A 17,399-nucleotide genomic window follows, 5' to 3' on the forward strand; every position below is an offset into this window, starting at 1 on the left:
TTGATGGAAAGCGTGCCGGATAGAATTGTAAGGCGCTGAATAATATAACGAATACGTAATGTCGAAACCGGCTGCAACAAGCGTTGGCCGTCCTTCAGGCGCCGTTGCCTTGCAGATGATAGAGCCGGTAATAAAAGCCTTTCGCGGCCATCAGGGATTCGTGGCTGCCGGTTTCCACCATCACGCCGTTGTTGAGCGCTACAATCCGGTCGGCCGTTCGGGCGGTGGTGAGGCGGTGGGCCACCACCACGCAGGTGCGGCCCCGCATCAGGTTGGCGATGGCATCCTGCAGGCGAACTTCCGTCTGGGAGTCCACATAGGAGGTGGCTTCATCCAGGATGATCATCTCCGGATCCGCCGAGAAGGCACGGGCGACCGAGATCAACTGTCGCTCGCCGCTGGACAGGGAAGCGCCTCCTTCCGAGATGCGGGTCTCCAGACCGTCCGGAAATCGGTCGACCAGGTCCCGGCAACGGGAGGCGTCAAGGATATTCTCCTGCTGCTGAGGGGAAAGGCCGTTGGCGGCAAAGAAAATATTCGCTTTCAATGTGCCGGTGAACAGGAAGGGGTCCTGCATGACCAGTGCGATCCGTTTCCTGAGCACCGACGGAGGTATCCGTTTACTGTCGATACCGTTGAAGCTCACCGATCCGGCGGAAGGCTCGTAAAAGCGGACCAGCAGATTCACCAACGACGTTTTGCCTGAACCGGTGGCGCCGACGATGGCAATGGTTTCCCCGGCATCGATGGTCAGATCGATGTTTTTAAGCACGGGTTCGCCTGTGTTGTAGGCCAGGGATACGGACGAGAAACGGATCTGCTCCAGCGCTCCCGGGATATGAACGCCGCCTTGCCCGGACACGCTGTCGGCCCGTGTGTCCATGAGCAGAAAAATCCGTTCGGCGGAAGCCATGGCATTTTGCAGGAGATTGTACTTTTCCGCCAGGTCCCGGATGGGGCGGAAGAACATCTTCATGTAGGCGATAAAGGCAGCCAGTACGCCGATGCTCACGGTCTGATCCAGTACATGGGCACCCCCGAAGTAGACTACGATGGCGATGGCGGTGACACCCAGCATTTCGATGATGGGCATGAACACGGCGAAGATATTGATCTGGCGCATGCCTGCCAGGTAGTTATCGTGATTTAACCGGGCAAAGGTGTCGAAGTTCTCCCGCTCCCGTCGAAACGTCTGAATCACCTTGATGCCGGCGATGGTTTCGGAGAAGCGGGTGTTGATCTGGGCCACCTTGATGCGCAGATCCCTGAACACGTCGCGTACCCTCCGGGAGAATCCGAAGGCCGTTGCCGCAACCAGCGGCAGGACGGCGAAGGTCATCAGCGCCAGTCCCCAGTCCATGGCCAGAAGGACGATGGCGATGCCCGCCAGCAAAAACATATCCTTGAACACCATCGAGATAAAGGAGGTGAACATGTCGTGCATGTTCTGGACGTCGTTGGTTACCCGGGTCACTAATCGGGCTATGGGATTGCGGGTGAAAAAGCGCAGGGGCATATCCTGGATATGACGATAGAGTCCAACGCGCAGGTCGTGCATGATCCGGTGGCCGGCCATTTCCATGATCAGGTTCTGGGCAAAGGTAAAGACGAATATGGCCATCACGACCCCGATGAACAGGGCGGCGATACGCAGCAGACCGGAGAGGTCGGCATGGCGCAACCGGCTCAAGCTGGAACGGTCGAGGCGGTTCATATCCGTCAGCAGGATGATCGCCTGATCGCCGCGGATCTCAAAAAGGTTTTTTTGCCGGTCAACCACCTGGGCAACGATCGGATCGTTGAGGTCAACGGACAGCCAGCGTCCATCGCCATTTTGCGGTCCTCCCGTATCGCCTGCAATCCGGTCGCGGGGGACAATATGGCGGTCGATGATTTCCTTGGTGATGTAGGGAACAGACAACTCCAACAGGGTAATGGCCACCACCAAGACTACGGAGAGCGCCAGCTTGGCCCGGTGAGGGGCCGCATAGGGAAGCACACGGCGAAGCAGCTTTAAATCATAGGGTTTGCCCAGCCGCTGCTCTTCGTCGTAGCCGTAGTCAAATCGCATCTTCGAGCTCCTGGAGTCCATGGGCCCGGGCATAGTATCCGCCGGCGGCCATCAATTGCGCGTGGCTGCCGGTCGTGACGACCCGACCCTTTTCCATCACCACGATTTGGTCCGCGTGGCGCACCGCCGACAGTCGGTGGGAGATGATGATCAGGGTTTTCTCACCCGACATGGCCTGCAGCGTATCCACGATGCGGGCCGCCGTGCGTGTATCCACCTGGCTTACCGGGTCGTCGAGAACCAGGATGGGCGCGTCCTTGAGTAGGGCCCGGGCCAGGGCCACACGCTGTTTCTGTCCGCCGGATAGAATCACCCCCTTTTCCCCGACTACCGTGTCGAATCCATGGGGTAATTCGTCGATAGTGTCGTCCAGCGCCGCCAGGTGCGTTGCCCGTTGCAGGGCCGCGTCCGTTACCTCCCTGCCGCCGAAGGTGATGTTCTCCCGGACCGTGCCCGCGAACAGAAAGGGTTCCTGGGGAGAAATGGACACCAGCGAACGCAGCGATTCGATCTTCATCTGGCGGATGTCGGTTCCATCGATGCGAATGCTGCCCGCACCCGCATCGTAAAGGCGCATCAATAAAAGTATCATCGTGGTTTTCCCGGCGCCCGGCGGTCCCACGACACCCAATGTCTGGCCCTTTTCAATGTGTATGTCGATCCGGTCGAGAACGTTGCCGCGCTCCGGGTCGTAGGCAAAGCAGACCTTTTCGAATGTCAGGTTCCGCTCAAACGTGGAGACGGCAACGGCATCCTGCGCTTCGGCCAGTTCGGACCGGGTGCTGAATATACCGTCCAACCGGTCCAGGGAGGCCCGGCCGCGCTGGATGAGGTTGGTTACCCAGCCAAGGGCCATCATGGGCCAGGTGAGCAAACCCAGGTAACTGATGAAAGCCACAAACTCACCGGGGGTGATCCTGGCGAATATGGTCTGGCGTCCGCCCTGAAACAGGACGATGGCCAGGCTCAGGTTGGTGAGCAGCATCATCAGCGGGAAAAACGCACCGGTGACTTTTACCAGGTCGATATTCTCGCGCACATAAGCGTCGGAGATCCGGGTGATCTGTCTGGTTTCGACGGCTTGGGCGTTATAGGCCATGATCACGCGGATACCGGCAAAGCGTTCCCGGACCGCCTCGGTGAGTTCACTGAAAGCGCCCTGCACCCGCTTGTAGCGTCGATGCATGCGCCGGCTGAAAAAACGGGTGCCAATAACGATCAGGGGCATGGGGATCAGCACGTACAGGGTCAATTCCAGGTTGATATAGATCATGAAGCCGATGGCAGCCGATCCCAGGAACAGGGCATCATTCAAGGCCACCAATCCCATACCGGATGCCATGCGCACCTGCTGGATGTCGTTGGTGGCGTGGGCCATGAGGTCGCCGGTGCGCGTCCGGTCGAAATAGGCCGGCGACAGGGTCTGAATATGGGCGAAAAGCCGGTTGCGCAGCGCTTCTTCGGTCTTGCGGGCGGTTCCCAGGAGGCAGCGTCGCCAGAAGAATCGGAAAAAGCCGATGAAAAGTCCCAGGGCCAGAATGGTCAAGGCATGATTCAGCAGGCCGCGGGGATCCACCTGCAAGAGGGTCAGGTCGTCGATTACCCGTTTGATGACGCGGGGAATGAAAAGCTGGAGCAGGTCCACCACGATCAGGCACAGCAGGCCGAACAGGATGCTGCTTCGGTTGGCGATCAAGTAGGGCTGGATCAGATTGAAGGATTTCATCGGTCCTCAGTGTCCGGAGTGAAGGTGCCGCCAGCAGGCCACCTGACGGGTCAAGACGGTGGTCACTGCCTAAAAGCGTGTGCGATTCAATGTAAGGCAGCAACGGGGAGCGGTCAAACGGTCGGCGGACATCTGAAGCCGGATAGTCGAGACCGGCGTCGATCGGGCGAGCGGGCCGGACAACGGCCGCCATCCGTCAGGTGGCTTTTCCCCGACCTTGCATCAGGCCGGACGCAGATTCAGGGTTTGAATGCGATATCCGCCTGCCCGCCGGCCAATCAGATTCATGGCTCCGTAGTCCTGGGCGATGCGAAAGAGGTTTTGCGGCGGCATACCCAACAGGTGGCAGAGAATCATCCGGTTGACGCCGGCATGGGCCACTACCAACAGGTTGCCGCCGGCTTGATCGGCCGCCTTTTCAAATACCGGGATCACGCGCTGTTGCAGGTCCAGGAAGCTTTCGCCGTCCCCCGGCGGCCGGAACCGGGCGATGTCCATCCCGCGCTGCCGAAAGGCACCGGGCCAGTTCTCCCTGACCTGTCGGAATGTCATCCCTTCCCAGTCACCCAGGTTGATTTCTCTTAGGCCGGCCATCGGCTCGGCGATTATGGAACGATCGGTGCAAAGGATGCGTGCGGTTTCCATGCAGCGGGACAGATCGCTGGAAATGATTCGCTCGATCGACATGTCGGACAGGCATTTACGCCAGTATTGTGCCTGGCGCCGCCCCATGTGATTCAGCGGAAGGTCCGTCTGGCCGATGAAGCGCTTTTCATCGGCTTCGCCAAGGGGTTCACCGTGGCGAAGCAGCAGAATCATTTTATCAAGACTTGAGATCAACCCGGTGTCGAGGAAATTTTTCATGGTTGCCGCCCATGGGTGAGTCCGGCCGTGGTCAACAGCTGACCAACCGTCCTGCCCGACATCTGCTCCACTTTGTTCTGGATCGAGAGCGCAGCCCGCCGGCGTTGGAGAATTTTCACTGCGACCGCCGGATCGTGGCCATATTTTTCAATCTTCGCGTCGAACCGCCGTTTCAGGCTCACTACCGTGGCACCGGCCACCAGTTTGTCTGCCAGATGAACGATTTGCGCCTCGTCAAGTGAGGAATTCTCGGTTAGGTCGATTTGCATGTGCGTGGCGACGAGGGCGGCCATGGCGGGAAACCCCATTTCATTCAGCAGGCGGGCCCCGGCAGCGGCATGGTTTTTCTCTCCCCGTGCCACATCATGGACGCGTGCGGCTGATTGAACCAGGCAAACGTCAAGGGTCCCGCCGCTGTCATTGACGGCCCTGGCCAGTGCCGCGGCCACGTCCGCCACGCGCTGGCAGTGGCGGATCAGCGGTGCGGGCAGCCGGCAAACCTTTTCCATGAGCATACGGCATTCGTCTTCGGTGAGCCTGCCGCACGTCGCTTGGCGGGTTTCAAGCCGCCGGAAATCTTCCGGTGTATCCGCATCCAGCAGCACACCTTCATCGGCCACCTGGACGTCCAGGGCCGCTGCGTCGAAGCGGCGAAGCAGGGCGCTGAGCCCGCCGTCGCCGCCATGGGACAAAATGGTATCTTTCATCGCCCCGTCGATCAGCGGCGGGTGCCCCCGTCGGTCACCGAATACCGGATAAGCTACGGGTGACGGGCGCCGATCGAACGCATCCATCAGCACGGTTAGGGTGTGGGGGCGAACCAGGGGAATATCCGCCGGATGAACGAAAAAGGATGAAACGTCTGAAGGAAGTGAGTCTATGCCGGCCTGCACGGAAGAGAACATGCCTTCATCATGTGACGGGTTGTGGACCACGGCCACCGGCAGGGCGTCCAGGGCTGACCGAATGGTTTCCGGACGAAAGCCGGTCACCACCCGGATGTCTGTTACGTCAACACGGCGGTAAAGGGATACGACGCGTTCCAGCATCGTTCGCCCGCCCAAGGTCAACACGGGCTTGAATCGCCGCATACGCCGGGCGTAGCCGGCGGCAAGGATGATGGCGGATCGCTGGCGATGACGGGTCATGGCGACCGTCTTCTCCTGGTACGGTTCACTTGCCTGTGATCAAGGCCTGGTACTGGATTTCGGTGAGGACCGTCACACCCAGGCGATTGGCCTTGTTGACCTTCGCGGCACCGACGTTCTCACCGCAAACCAGATAATCGGTCTTGCCGCTGACAGCTGTCTGCACCGTGGCGCCCAGGGACCGGGCCTGTGCCTGCATCGCTTCCCGGGTGCCGTGGATCATTTTACCAGTAAATACAATGCCTTTACCAGCAACAGGGCTGTCGATGGACTCCTGCTCCGTTGCAAGGGGCGTGCGCATAAGATTGAAGCCCAGGTCGAGCATGTGGCGGATGGTGCCTTCCATGGTACCGATGCTGATCACGATACTTTGACTGGTCTTGTCGCCGAATCCCTTGATCTGGGCGATGGCCTGGGGATCCAAGGTGACGACATTTTCCAGCGGCACATGGGCCAGCAGTTTACGGCTGTCCCCGGTGCCCAGGTCCGCGATGCCGAAAGCGGCCAGGAAGCGCCAGTCCTCAACCGGTTTGGTACGGCTGATGGTGATGGCGTCGGCCAGATTTTTTGACTGCACCGGTCCGAACCCCATAGATGTGAAATCTGCCTCCGAAAGCCGGTAGACCGCCTCCAGGCTGTCATGGCCGTTTTCGACAAGCTTGCGGATGGTCTTGATGCCCAACCAGTCGGCATTGCCCAGAATCCGGAACCAGTGGCTGATGCGCTGCTCGATCTGGGCTCGACAGGCGTTGTTGGTGCACATGAGAAAATCGTTTTGCCACACCAGCGGACCGCTGCAGGCCGGACACGTGTTGGGTCTTTCGACCTCTCCCTTGACTTCCAGAACGGCTTCCAGTTTGGGGATGACCTCGCCGCTGCGTATGACCTCGATGCGGGTGCCGATGCCGATACCGGAGTTGCGGATGTTGCCGGCGTGGTGGGCGCTCACGCGGCGGATGGTGGCCCCTGACAGCGACACCGGGTCCACCTCCAGCACCGGCGTCACCTTGCCGGTGCGGCCCACCTGCCACTGGATGCCGGTCACCGTCGTCCGGGCCGTCTCTCCCTTGGTTTTGATGGCGATCTGCCAGCGGTAGTGGTGGGCCGTGGCGCCCATGCGTTCCTTTAGCCGGTCGTCCGTCACCTCGGCCACCACGCCGTCGGTTGGATAGTCCACATCCTGCAGCAGGTCCTGGACCAGTTGGCGGGTGCCTTCCACCAACCGCTGTCCATCGACGATGGTCGATGTGGTCTGACTGTAGGGAACAAAGTGGACCATGCCGTCGTTTAGCGCCGTCGTGGCGTTTTCGTTGAGATTGTCCGAAGAGACGATACCCACTACCATATTGCGCGGGTGTTCGAAAAAATCGGCCATGTGCTCGTCGAAATAGCTTTTCACCACTACAATTTCTCCCACCCCCCGGCCGCGGCCGCCGATGGGAATTACCCCTTTGGCCAGGGCGCTGGAGATTTCGTAACCGACTTCTCCATTTCCCCGGGTGGCAAACACGCTGCCGTCGTCCCTGCCGGCCAACCCGTCCAATTTGGGCGTCAGCCTGAATGTCACCGAATCGATGCCAAGGCCTTCGGCCTCTTTCTGCACCCGGGCCACGAAGCGCTCCAGTTGCTCCGTGGTGTAGGCTTTTTCGATGGAGAGCATGGGGGTGGGATGGCGGACTTCCCGGCGGCCGGTGAACTGTTCCGGTTCCACGGCCTGCAAAAAGGGATGCTCCGGTGCGAGTTCGCGCAGCCTCTCTACCAGCGTGTCATATTCGGCATCGCTGACCATGGGGGTGCCTTGACGATAGGCCGTATTGTATACCTTCAGCAGATCGAGCAGTTCGTTTACGGTATCTTGGCTCATATTCTTCGGTCCGGCGCTAAGGAGTCCGCGTTTTTGCGTTTATAATGATAGCCATTGCTGCAGCAGCGGCTTCAAGCGGCGATAAACGGCATGGACGAGCGGGTGTTTCAATCCCGGAAACCGTTGATCCACGGCAACCCACACCCGATATTGGGTGAGGCCTACGGTGCAGTTTGACCAACGGCGCCTAATGCATGGGCCAGGCTCAGCGCCGCCCGGCAGGCCGTCTCACGGGCAATCTTGAATGCCGGGGTGTTGAAGCCCGGACGCCACTGATAGTCGGAGAGTTCATCGGAAACCACCAGGATCCCTGCGGCCTCCATTTCGCGAAACCCGGCCACCGTGAAAATGGCGGACTGCTCCATTTCGACGGCCAGGGCGCCTTTGGCCTGATAGTGTTTCACCTTCTCGACGGTTTCGCGAAAGATGGCATCGGTGGTCCAGACGGCACCGTCGTGAAACCTGGCCCCATGGTGCTGCAGGGCCAAGCGGACCTGCTGTACCAGGAGGCGGGCGGGCAAGGCCACCCGGCATGAGGGATCGCAGTAGTGGCCGGACGTGCCTTCATCGACCATGGCGCTGTCCGGCACGATGATGTCGCCGGCTTTTACGCGGGGGGATACCGCACCACACCAACCGACAAACAGGATCGATTCAACCCCCCAGACACCCAACGCTTCAACGATCATGGCGGCATAGGGGGCTCCGACCATCGGCCCGGCCACGGTGAATCGCCGCCGCTCGTCCGCATAAACCTGCAGGTTGCTCATATAGAGCTTGCGTTGTTCCGCCACCGGGGTGTCTGCCAGCCGCGCCAACAGACGCAGGTCGGTCTCTGTGGCCGCAATGATGGCCACGGGGCCGGTGTCGGGCGGCTTCTTCCCTTTCACGGGATTGACAATGGCGCGGCGGTCAGGCATCGGCATTTCAATGCAGGCGGTGGATCGGGCGGCGGCCTCCAGGACCCTCTCGGGCCGCCCGATGGCGGTTGTCATGGCGGGGCAGCGGATCAGGTCGGTCGCTGCAGGTCGGTCAGTTCATCCTTGATTTCATCCATGATGTCATACAGCCAGAGGATGTCTTCGGTGGTCAAACGGCCGGCCTTCACCGGAGCCCGGTCACTGCCGTCCTGTTTCTTGAGGATCCGTGGGCCGATCTGCACCTTGGCCTCCCCCTGGTCGTAGCGGTTGATGGTGACCAGCAGCCCGGTTTCCGGGCATTTCCATTTTTTCAGCACCTTGTCTTTGTTTGGATCAAAGGGCATCGGTTCCTCCTGCATAAATAATTTAGGGATTGAGAAATAGGGGAATGCCGGGATTGAGGCGTTAAATCGATGGGACCCTGTTTTTAATTCCTCAATCCCCTATTCGAAATTCCTCAATTGACGCGGCTTTGCCGGGTCAGGTAGATATCTGTGAGAAATCGGCAATCTGTCCGAAAACGGCCGATATGGATGCCAGCAGGGCCAGTCGATTGCGGCGAACGGCATCTTCATCGGCCATGACCATGACCTTGTCGAAAAAGGTGTCCACCGGACCACGCAGGGTGGCAATGGCGTCCAGGACGCTGTCCAGGTCACCCTGGCCCATGAGTCGGGCCACCTGGTCCGTTACCGTCTGGCAGGCGGTGTGCAGGTCACCCTCCGCGGCGTGTGCGAACAGGTCCGGGTCGACCGTTGCGGCACCGGTCTCCGTGGCTTTTTTAAGGATGTTCTCCACGCGTTTGAACGCCGCGGCCAGGGGCTCGAAGCCCGGTTGCCCCTTGAGCCTTTCCAGGGCACCCACCCGTCGTTCCACATCGGGTATGCGGTCCGACGAGACGCTGGTTACCGCGGCGATGATGTCTTTGGATCGGCCTTCGTCGGCCAGCAGACGGGCCAGACGGTTTTTCAGGAAAGTCAACACGGCCTGCGCGGTTTGATCCGCCGGTTCGGTGCTCTTGTCGGTGAACAGGGAGACTGCCTTTCCCACCAGTTCGGCAAGCGACACGCTGATTTTCCGGCTGCGCATAATCTGCAGGATGCCGATGCCCTGGCGCCGCAGGGCGTAGGGATCTGCCGCACCGGTGGGAATCAGGCCGACGGCGAAGCACCCGCAGATGGAATCGATCTTTTCGGCGATGGATAGCAGGGCGCCGGTTTCGGTTTCAGGCAGCTGCCCGCCGCTGTGGGTGGGGCGATAGTGCTCCTCGATGGCGGAGGCCACGTCCGGCTCCTCACCGGCCGCCTGGGCGTAAATCCGCCCCATAACCCCCTGGAGTTTGGCAAATTCCCCGACCACCTGACTGACCAGGTCCGCCTTGCACAGGTAAGCCGCGCGGGTCACCTTCTCTTTTTCGGCCGGGTTGACGGCATCAGCCAGCCAGCCGGCGATGCGTTTCACACGCATCACCTTGTCGAACATACTGCCCAGTTTGGCCTGGAAGAGCACGCCCTTTAATTTCTCGACCCAGACTTCCATGGGCACCTTGCTGTCGGCGGCGTAGAAATAGCGGGCATCGGAAAGCCGGGCCCGCAGGACGCGCTCGTGGCCGGTGGCCACCAGGTCCATATTGCGGGTGCGGGTATTGTTGACGGCGATGAAGCCGGGCATCAGCCTGTTCGTCGCGTCGATCACGGCGAAGTATTTCTGGTGCTCGCGCATGGCCGTGATGAGAATCTCCTTGGGGACCTCGAGGAAGATATCGTCAAACCGACCGGCCGTGGCGATGGGGGTTTCCACCAGGTTGGTGACGATGTCCAGCAATTCTTCATCCGGCAATACCCGTCCACCCATGTCAGCCGCCGCGGCCATCACGGCCGCTGAGGTCATCTGCCGGCGTTCGGCGATATTGACCACCACGTTGACCGAGGCCATCGTCTGCACGTAGGCCTCCGGGGAGGGGATTGTCACTTTCCCCGGGTTCATGAAGATGTGGCCCAGTGCCTGGCGGCCGCTTTTGATCCGGCCGCCCAGGGTGAAGGAAACCACCTTGGGGCCATAAAGCGCCACGATGCTCTGGATGGGCCGGGCGAACTGAATCGACAGATCCGCCCAGCGCATGCTCTTGGGAAAAGGGGTGGCAAGGATCACTTCGGGCAGGATGGTTTTTAAAAGTTTGACGGTCGGCTGCCCGCGGTTGGTTTTACGGGCACTCAGGTAACGGCCTTTGTCCGTCTGGACCACTTTCAGGCGCTTGACCGCGACGCCGGCTTTTTCTGCGAATTTTACCGCCGCCACGCTGGGTTGGCCATGATCGTCAAAAGCGATTTTTTCAGGCGGCCCCATGAGGTCTTCGGTAATGGTTTCCTGTTTGGGGGCCACTTGATCCACGGTCACCGTCAGTCGCCTGGGCGTGCCGCAGGTAAGGGCCTGCCCGTGACCGATGCGGGCCCCGTCCAGCCGTTTCAGCAGGTTATGGGCCAGGGCATCCAATGCCGGCTGGATGTATCCCGCCGGAATCTCTTCAGCGCCGATTTCGAGTAGTAGGGTATCCATAGTCACCTCGATCACGCGTTCACGTTCAATGTTTGTTCCATCCGGTTGACTGTCCGGCAATCATGCCGTTTTTTTCAAGAGCGGAAATCCCATGGCTTCACGTTGCTTCAGGTAGCCCATGCCGCAGGCCCGCGCCAGATTTCGGATCCGGCCGATGTAGCCGGTCCGTTCGGTGACGCTGATGGCGCCGCGGGCGTCCAGCAGATTGAAGGTGTGGCTGCACTTGAGGGTGAATTCATAGGCCGGAAGCACCAGACCCTCCTCAATAATGCGCCCGGCTTCGGCTTCATAACGATTGAACAGGTCCAGCAGCATGTTCACGTCGGCCTTTTCGAAGTTGTAGGTGGATTGTTCCACCTCCTGCTGATGATGGACCTGGCCGTAGGTAACCGTGTCGTTCCACATCAGGTCGTAGACGTTGTCAATGCCCTGCAGGTACATGGCGATACGTTCCAGGCCATAGGTCAGCTCCACTGAAATGGGCGACAGCTCCATGCTGCAGGCCTGCTGAAAATAGGTGAACTGGGTGCACTCCATGCCATCCAGCCACACCTCCCAGCCCAGGCCGGAGGCGCCCAGGGTGGGCGACTCCCAGTCGTCTTCAACGAATCGGATATCGTGTTCCAGCGGGTCCACGCCCAGCGCCTTCATGCTCTGCAGGTAGAGCTGCTGGGCGTTGGTGGGGGAGGGTTTGAGCAGCACCTGATACTGGTAGTAATGCTGAAGGCGGTTGGGGTTGTCGCCGTAGCGTCCGTCGGTGGGCCGCCGGGATGGCTGGACGTAAGCCACATTCCACGGCTCGGGTCCCAATGCTTTCAAGGTGGTGTGGTGGTGAAAGGTTCCGGCGCCCACTTCCAGATCGTAGGGTTGAACCACCACGCAACCCTTGCGGCCCCAAAACCGATCCAACGTGAGAATGACATCCTGAAAATTCATGCGCGTTTCCTCAACTGTTCGTATTCAACGTCAAAGGGTTGAAAAAGTTTATAATCGACTGGGATTATCAGATCTGACGCCTTTCCGATAAGCGCCTTACGTACCATTATCGATGGGGTTTAACAAGAGGCGCGTTGGCCTCCCGCCGGGGCAGCTTCATCCTGGCCTGGTACCCATCGGTTTGCCCGAACGACTGCCCGCAGGCGCTGGGCGTGGGAAGGCGGGGGTGACTATGGCTGCATGGTTTCACGGGACAATTGCTCGAAGCGACCCGTTTCGCGCAGCTGCCGCATGCCGTCATTGAATGCCTCGATGAGGTCTGGCGCAAGCTGCCGTTTGAATACGGCATAACCGTACACCCCATGCAGCGGTTTCGGATGCATGGCGATTTTGGCCTGCTCCTGTGGTGAAAACCGATCCCGCAGAACGCCTTTGATCATTGACTCGGCACCAACAATCACGTCGATCCGTCCCATAAGCAGCTTTTTCACGTTCTGCTCGTCCGCGGTAACGCGTTCGACGGTAATTTCACCCGCTTTTTCAGCCGCGAGGTAGGCTTTCCCACCGTTGACATTGCCCAGCCGGTCTCCGATGCGAAGCCCTTTGAGATCGTCGAGGGTTTCCCAGTCAAAGGACTTGTCCCGACGATGGAATAAGGTGACCGGTGAATCGGCAACCGGCAGGCTACTGAAACGGACCGCTTTTTCGCGTTCCGGCGTTTTCAGCCACCCCAGGGACAAATCCGCAGCGCCTGTTCTGACCATCGCGAATGCGCGCTTCAAGGGAACCCATTTGATCGTGACATCGTGCCCGTGGAGGGCAAGCGCCTCCTTGACCAGCCGACACCAGAATCCGCCGGCAGGAAAATGTTCGGCTGCGTAGGGAGGCACTTCGTACTGCACCCAGAAAAGGGTGTCGGCCAGCGCGCTTGCCGTAAACGAAGCGCCGACGAGTATCGCCAGCATCAGTACAAACACTTTTTTTTTCATGCGGTCTCCCATCGATTGCGTTACCTGAGTTGGGTCGCGTCGGCGGCCGCTGCACAGGCAAGGCCGTCGTTTTTCATGGAAGCCCGATCTAACGAACGCCGTCGGGGTCGACTCGACACTCGAGGACCCCGGCGGTCGGGCGCCTGGCGAGCAGGGCTTCCCATTGGGGTTTCAGAGAGGCGATATCGTCTTTTTCGCCGAGGGCCCACATGCACCCTCCACCGCCGGCACCGGTGAAGCGGGCACCACACCCGCACCGGACGGCCGCGGCTACCAGGCGGTCGCCCATATCGTCGAGCACCTCAGGGGTCATGTCTTTGCGAAGCGCCGTTTCACGGTTCATGGCATCGGCCGCCGCCGGCATATCCAAACTGCCCAGGGCAGTGGCGAAGGCCTGGGTGAGTTCGACGATCTCTTTCCAGTATCCACGGTGCTGGCCGTTAATGAATTGGCGAATCCAGGTGCCGTTGACATCCCGGGAGCTGTGGATCACGCCCAGATAGGCCACCAGCAGGCGGCGGTTCAGGCGATCCAGAGACCGACCTTCCATAAGAGGCGTGCGGACAAAAGGCGTTTGTTGCGGGTCGGCCGTCCAGGCCCAGGCATTGATGCCGCCGAATGCGGCGGCCAATTGATCCTGCCGGCCGCAGGGCACGCCGGCCACTCCCTGTTCGATGGCATGGGCCAGCAGCGCCGCTTTCTCCCGAGGGATCTGACCGCGGCCCATGCCGGAGAGGACCTTGGAAAAGGCGGCGATCAGGGCAACCGCCGCTACCGAAGAGCCCCCCAGTCCGCTTCGGGGCGGTGACGTGGATTGAATGTCGATGCGGACTCCTTTTACGGCGAAATAGTCGGCTATGGCGAACATGAGCCCCAGCGGGTGGTCGTAGGGGGCCACTCCCGGATCGAATGCCGCATCGTCGAAGCCCGCCGAAGCGATCCGGATGCGATCGTCGGTGTTGGGCTTCAGGCTGACGGTGGTGCGCCGATCCAGTGCCAGATTGACCGTCGTCGGCCTCAGATGGCTCAGCGGGTAGTGAAAACTGCTGATGTCCAGGGTCCCTCCGAAGTCGATGCGGCAGGGGGCCGAGGCGAAAATAGGATTTTCTTTCAGCAGGTTGCTGATGTTTCCAAGTTCCATGGCATTCCGTTGTTCTGATAGCCGGTTTGCGTTTTAACGAACCCGTTGCAAATGCGACCGCTTACGAGCCCATCAAATTATGCCGATCCTTAATGGTCTGTCAAATCGATTTTTATCGGTGTCCTGCCACTGTTCCTGCGATTCATGGTGTTTCTGATACTTCTGAGAACCTTGAGGCTTTTCGGGGGCTTGCCGATGTGAAAGGGAACGAAGGCTTCCAAAAATTTCAGTCCTTCGGAGATGGCCGTGGGCGCAAACCGGACCCTGGCGGCCCGCTCCAGGTTGCCGGTGTCGGTCCACATGAGCTGTTTCAAGGTGCCCTTGGAGATTTTCAGCCGGCCGTTGGTGGGGATCCCGCAGGTCGGGCAGGCAATTCCCCCCTTGGAGGGATCCGAGACCACCGATGCATGCCGGATCTGGTCCAGGCAGGTTTTGCAGGTATGGCAGTGATCGAAATTGGGGCGAAATCCAGCCAGTGACAGAAAGCGCATCTGAAACAGGATGCTGAGCACCTCAACGGGCGTTTCTCCCCGGTTGAGTTCGGCCAGCACATGCGCCATTAGCCGGTAAAGGGGCTCTAAAGGTTCTTTCTCGGCCATCCATAGATAGATCAATTCCGACCAGTAGCTGGCATAGACGGTTTTAACGATATCCTCGCGGATCTTGAAAAAGGGATCTTCGAGAGACGCCTCCTGGAGCACCGGCATGCCTTTGGCCCTGCCTTGGGCCAACACCACGTTGATCCGTGAAAAGGGTTCCAGCACCCCGGAAAATCGCTTGACGCTTTTTTTTGCGGATTTGGCGATGGCGCTGATTTTTCCCTGGGCCGGGGTGAACAGGGTGACGATGAGATCGAAATCGCCGAATTCGATCCGACGGAGCAGGATGGCAGGTGTATTCAGGCTGGCCATGATCTCATACGCCGAGAAATTCGGTGGCGATGGTAAAGTAAAAGTAAACGCTGATAATATCGACGGAGGTGGTCACGAACGGGCCGGTGGCGACGGCCGGGTCGATATTGATCCGGGCCAGCAGCATGGGGACGCACGACCCGACCAGAGCGGCAACGGACATCGAGCAGACCACTGCCAGGCAGACTGCCAGCGCCAGCATGAGGGTGCTGTACTGCAATTGGGCAACCGACCCGATGAGCAGGCCGTAGACGAGGCCCAGGATCAAACCTACGCTCAGTTCCTTGCCCACCACCGACCCGATGTCCCGGATATTGAGCCGCCCGGTAGCCAGTCCGCGCACCACGATGGTGGAGGACTGGGTGCCGATATTGCCACCCATGCCCATGATAACCGGAATGAAGGCGGCCAGGTAGGCGATCCTGTTCAGACTGTCCTCGAACTGGCCGATGACGTAAAAGGCGAATATACCGCCCAGACAGCTGGCAAATAGCCAGGGCAGGCGGATGCGGGTACTTTTGAGGATGCTTTGGGTTTCAACGTACTCCTCACCCACACCGGCCATTTTCAGGATATCTTCGGTCGCCTCTTCGCGGAAGATATCGATGACATCGTCCACGGTAACGATGCCCACCAGTCGGTTGCTCTCGTCCACCACCGGAACGGCCAGGATGTCGTAGCGGGCGACCAGCTTGGCCACTTCCTCCTGGTCCATGTGGGTCTGCACGGAAAGGACATCGGTGGTCATGAAGGATTTCAAGGGGGTCTGGGGTTTGACCACCACCAGCTGCCGCAGAGAGCAGACGCCCACCAGGTTGCCGTATTCATCCACCGCATAGAGATAAAAGGGCATCTCGACATCGGCAAACTCTTTCTGGATACGTTCGATGGCCTCTTTGGCGGTAATTTCCTGGTTCAAGGCGATAAAGTCGGGGTTCATGATACCGCCGGCGGTATCGTCTTCGAATCGCATGAGGTCTTCGACCTCATCGGACCCCTCTTTCTTCATGCGCTTGAGCAGGGTGCTGGCGGTTTCATCAGGGAGTTGATTCAGCAGGTCGGCGACGTCATCGTTGGGCATGTCCTCCAAAATGGCCACGACTTCATCCGGATCCATGCCGTCGATGAGTTCAACAAAAAGGTCTTCATCTAACTCGCTGAAGACAATCCCCTTTTGCTCCACATCGTCGATCATGTCGAAAAGCAGCCGTTGATCCTGGAGCGACAGGCTCCTGAACAGGATGGAAATATCCGCGCCGTGGGTTTTGTTGACGATCTTGTGAAGCCGGCTGCTGGCGCCCCGCCGCAACAGCCGCTTGACGCTGATCGTCAGGATTTTTTGTCTATCCTGCTGCATTTGATTAACGTGTTAAGCTTTAGGTGCTAAGATTTAAGTGCTAACCATTCAGCATGGTCGGTGCGTTGAAACTGAACAACTATAGACTACGGAATCTTCAGGCTTACCACCTGACCGCTGCTCCCGAAGATCTTTACCGGGCGCTCATTCAAATTGATTTGCAGTCCGGTGGCGTTGCCAATCATCAGGTTGAAGCTGTGGGTTCCTTCCAACTCCAGGCGGTCCCCGGGTTTCAGGTCATAGGATCGGGCATTCTGACCGTCGACAATCACCTTCAACCAGGTTTGCTCCACGGCAACGACCTTGAGTTTGAGCTTGCCCTGGGTCTTTGCAGGCGACGGTCGGTTCCCGGCGGTCTCGGCGCTGGAAACAGATGGCTCGGACAGGGATGTGCGTTCCGGCACCGTTGTGTTTGGCGGCGGCGCCGGGGCCATGAAAAAATCGGTGTACCGCAGCAGAAACAAAATGCCGACGATTACACCCGCGGCCATCATCGTCCGACGGACGGCCCACAGTTTTTCCCGACGTCTCCGGTTATGCTGCTTGGCGTTTTCCTGTTTTTTCAGATCCGACAGGTAGAGCTCGACAGCGACGTCCGCGTTGGCCCCCACGGCATCGGCGAAGGTCCGAATGAAGCTCTTGACGTAGGCCTTGGGGGGGAGCCGGTCATGGGCATTTTCCTCAATGGCCTTGAGACAGTGGGCGGCGATTTTTGTTTTTTCGGAGACCGTTTGAATCGCCAGGTCCTGTTGCACCCGAAAGCCTTTCAGATAGCCGCCGAATGTATCCTGGTTCTTTTCCGAATCCATAATTAGGCCTTAAGATAATTAATCGGGACTGCGTTACCGGTCGTCGTAGTGTCATCGTACGGCTCCCTTCCTCTAGTCTTGCCAAGTCAATTATCTTAAAGCCTATA

General features: G+C 59.3%; 14 protein-coding genes. All 14 read right to left on the reverse strand.

The genetic code is table 11. From position 1 onward, the window contains the following. Nucleotides 1–94: 94 nt before the first annotated feature. The 14 genes from ACZCED_RS05875 to ACZCED_RS05940 all read right to left on the reverse strand — a co-directional run bounded on the left by ACZCED_RS05875 (nucleotide 95) and on the right by ACZCED_RS05940 (nucleotide 17,292). On the reverse strand, nucleotides 95–2,071 hold the full coding sequence (locus tag ACZCED_RS05875) for an ABC transporter ATP-binding protein (protein WP_464860426.1): 1,977 nt from the start codon (nucleotides 2,069–2,071) through the stop codon (nucleotides 95–97). Next, on the reverse strand, nucleotides 2,061–3,797 hold the full coding sequence (locus tag ACZCED_RS05880) for an ABC transporter ATP-binding protein (RefSeq protein WP_464860427.1): 1,737 nt from the start codon (nucleotides 3,795–3,797) through the stop codon (nucleotides 2,061–2,063). The genes ACZCED_RS05875 and ACZCED_RS05880 overlap by 11 nt, the downstream gene beginning before the upstream one ends. Nucleotides 3,798–4,019: 222 nt before the next feature. After that, nucleotides 4,020–4,661, reverse strand: coding sequence for an alpha-ribazole phosphatase (cobC, locus tag ACZCED_RS05885; protein ID WP_464860428.1), 642 nt, complete (start codon nucleotides 4,659–4,661; stop codon nucleotides 4,020–4,022). Beyond that, nucleotides 4,658–5,809, reverse strand: coding sequence for a DVU_1551 family NTP transferase (locus ACZCED_RS05890; protein WP_464860429.1), 1,152 nt, complete (start codon nucleotides 5,807–5,809; stop codon nucleotides 4,658–4,660). Before ACZCED_RS05890 ends, cobC begins: the two co-directional genes overlap by 4 nt. Before the next feature lie 25 nt (nucleotides 5,810–5,834). Then, the gene (locus ACZCED_RS05895; RefSeq protein ID WP_462969989.1) at nucleotides 5,835–7,673 is read right to left on the reverse strand and encodes a helix-hairpin-helix domain-containing protein; all 1,839 of its coding nucleotides are present in this window, start codon (nucleotides 7,671–7,673) and stop codon (nucleotides 5,835–5,837) included. A 161-nt stretch (nucleotides 7,674–7,834) separates the two neighbouring features. Beyond that, nucleotides 7,835–8,668, reverse strand: a complete 834-nt coding sequence (locus ACZCED_RS05900; RefSeq protein WP_462969988.1) for a nucleoside phosphorylase — start codon at nucleotides 8,666–8,668, stop codon at nucleotides 7,835–7,837. Between the two features lie 14 nt (nucleotides 8,669–8,682). Continuing rightward, complete coding sequence (locus ACZCED_RS05905) at nucleotides 8,683–8,937, reverse strand: hypothetical protein (RefSeq protein ID WP_372680634.1); 255 nt, start codon at nucleotides 8,935–8,937, stop codon at nucleotides 8,683–8,685. Between the two features lie 136 nt (nucleotides 8,938–9,073). Next, nucleotides 9,074–11,149: a glycine--tRNA ligase subunit beta gene (gene glyS / locus ACZCED_RS05910; RefSeq protein ID WP_462969987.1), complete on the reverse strand. Its 2,076-nt coding sequence runs from the start codon at nucleotides 11,147–11,149 to the stop codon at nucleotides 9,074–9,076. Nucleotides 11,150–11,209: 60 nt separating this feature from the next. After that, nucleotides 11,210–12,085: a glycine--tRNA ligase subunit alpha gene (glyQ, locus tag ACZCED_RS05915; RefSeq protein ID WP_462969986.1), complete on the reverse strand. Its 876-nt coding sequence runs from the start codon at nucleotides 12,083–12,085 to the stop codon at nucleotides 11,210–11,212. Between the two features lie 230 nt (nucleotides 12,086–12,315). After that, complete coding sequence (locus tag ACZCED_RS05920; RefSeq protein WP_462969985.1) at nucleotides 12,316–13,074, reverse strand: substrate-binding periplasmic protein; 759 nt, start codon at nucleotides 13,072–13,074, stop codon at nucleotides 12,316–12,318. A gap of 88 nt (nucleotides 13,075–13,162) precedes the next feature. Next, entirely contained in the window at nucleotides 13,163–14,215 is a 1,053-nt protein-coding gene (locus ACZCED_RS05925) for a GHMP family kinase ATP-binding protein (RefSeq protein WP_464860430.1), read from the reverse strand. Nucleotides 14,216–14,304: 89 nt separating this feature from the next. Beyond that, nucleotides 14,305–15,126 (reverse strand): DNA repair protein RecO, encoded by an 822-nt coding sequence (recO, locus tag ACZCED_RS05930; protein ID WP_464860431.1) that lies wholly within the window; start codon nucleotides 15,124–15,126, stop codon nucleotides 14,305–14,307. Nucleotides 15,127–15,130: 4 nt separating this feature from the next. After that, on the reverse strand, nucleotides 15,131–16,483 hold the full coding sequence (gene mgtE / locus ACZCED_RS05935) for a magnesium transporter (protein WP_464860432.1): 1,353 nt from the start codon (nucleotides 16,481–16,483) through the stop codon (nucleotides 15,131–15,133). Between the two features lie 86 nt (nucleotides 16,484–16,569). After that, nucleotides 16,570–17,292 carry a helix-turn-helix domain-containing protein gene (locus tag ACZCED_RS05940; RefSeq protein WP_462969981.1) on the reverse strand — a complete coding sequence of 241 codons (723 nt, stop codon included), beginning with the start codon at nucleotides 17,290–17,292 and terminating at the stop codon, nucleotides 16,570–16,572. Nucleotides 17,293–17,399: the final 107 nt, after the last annotated feature.

The sequence above is a fragment of the Desulfosarcina sp. genome (genome assembly GCF_055467485.1).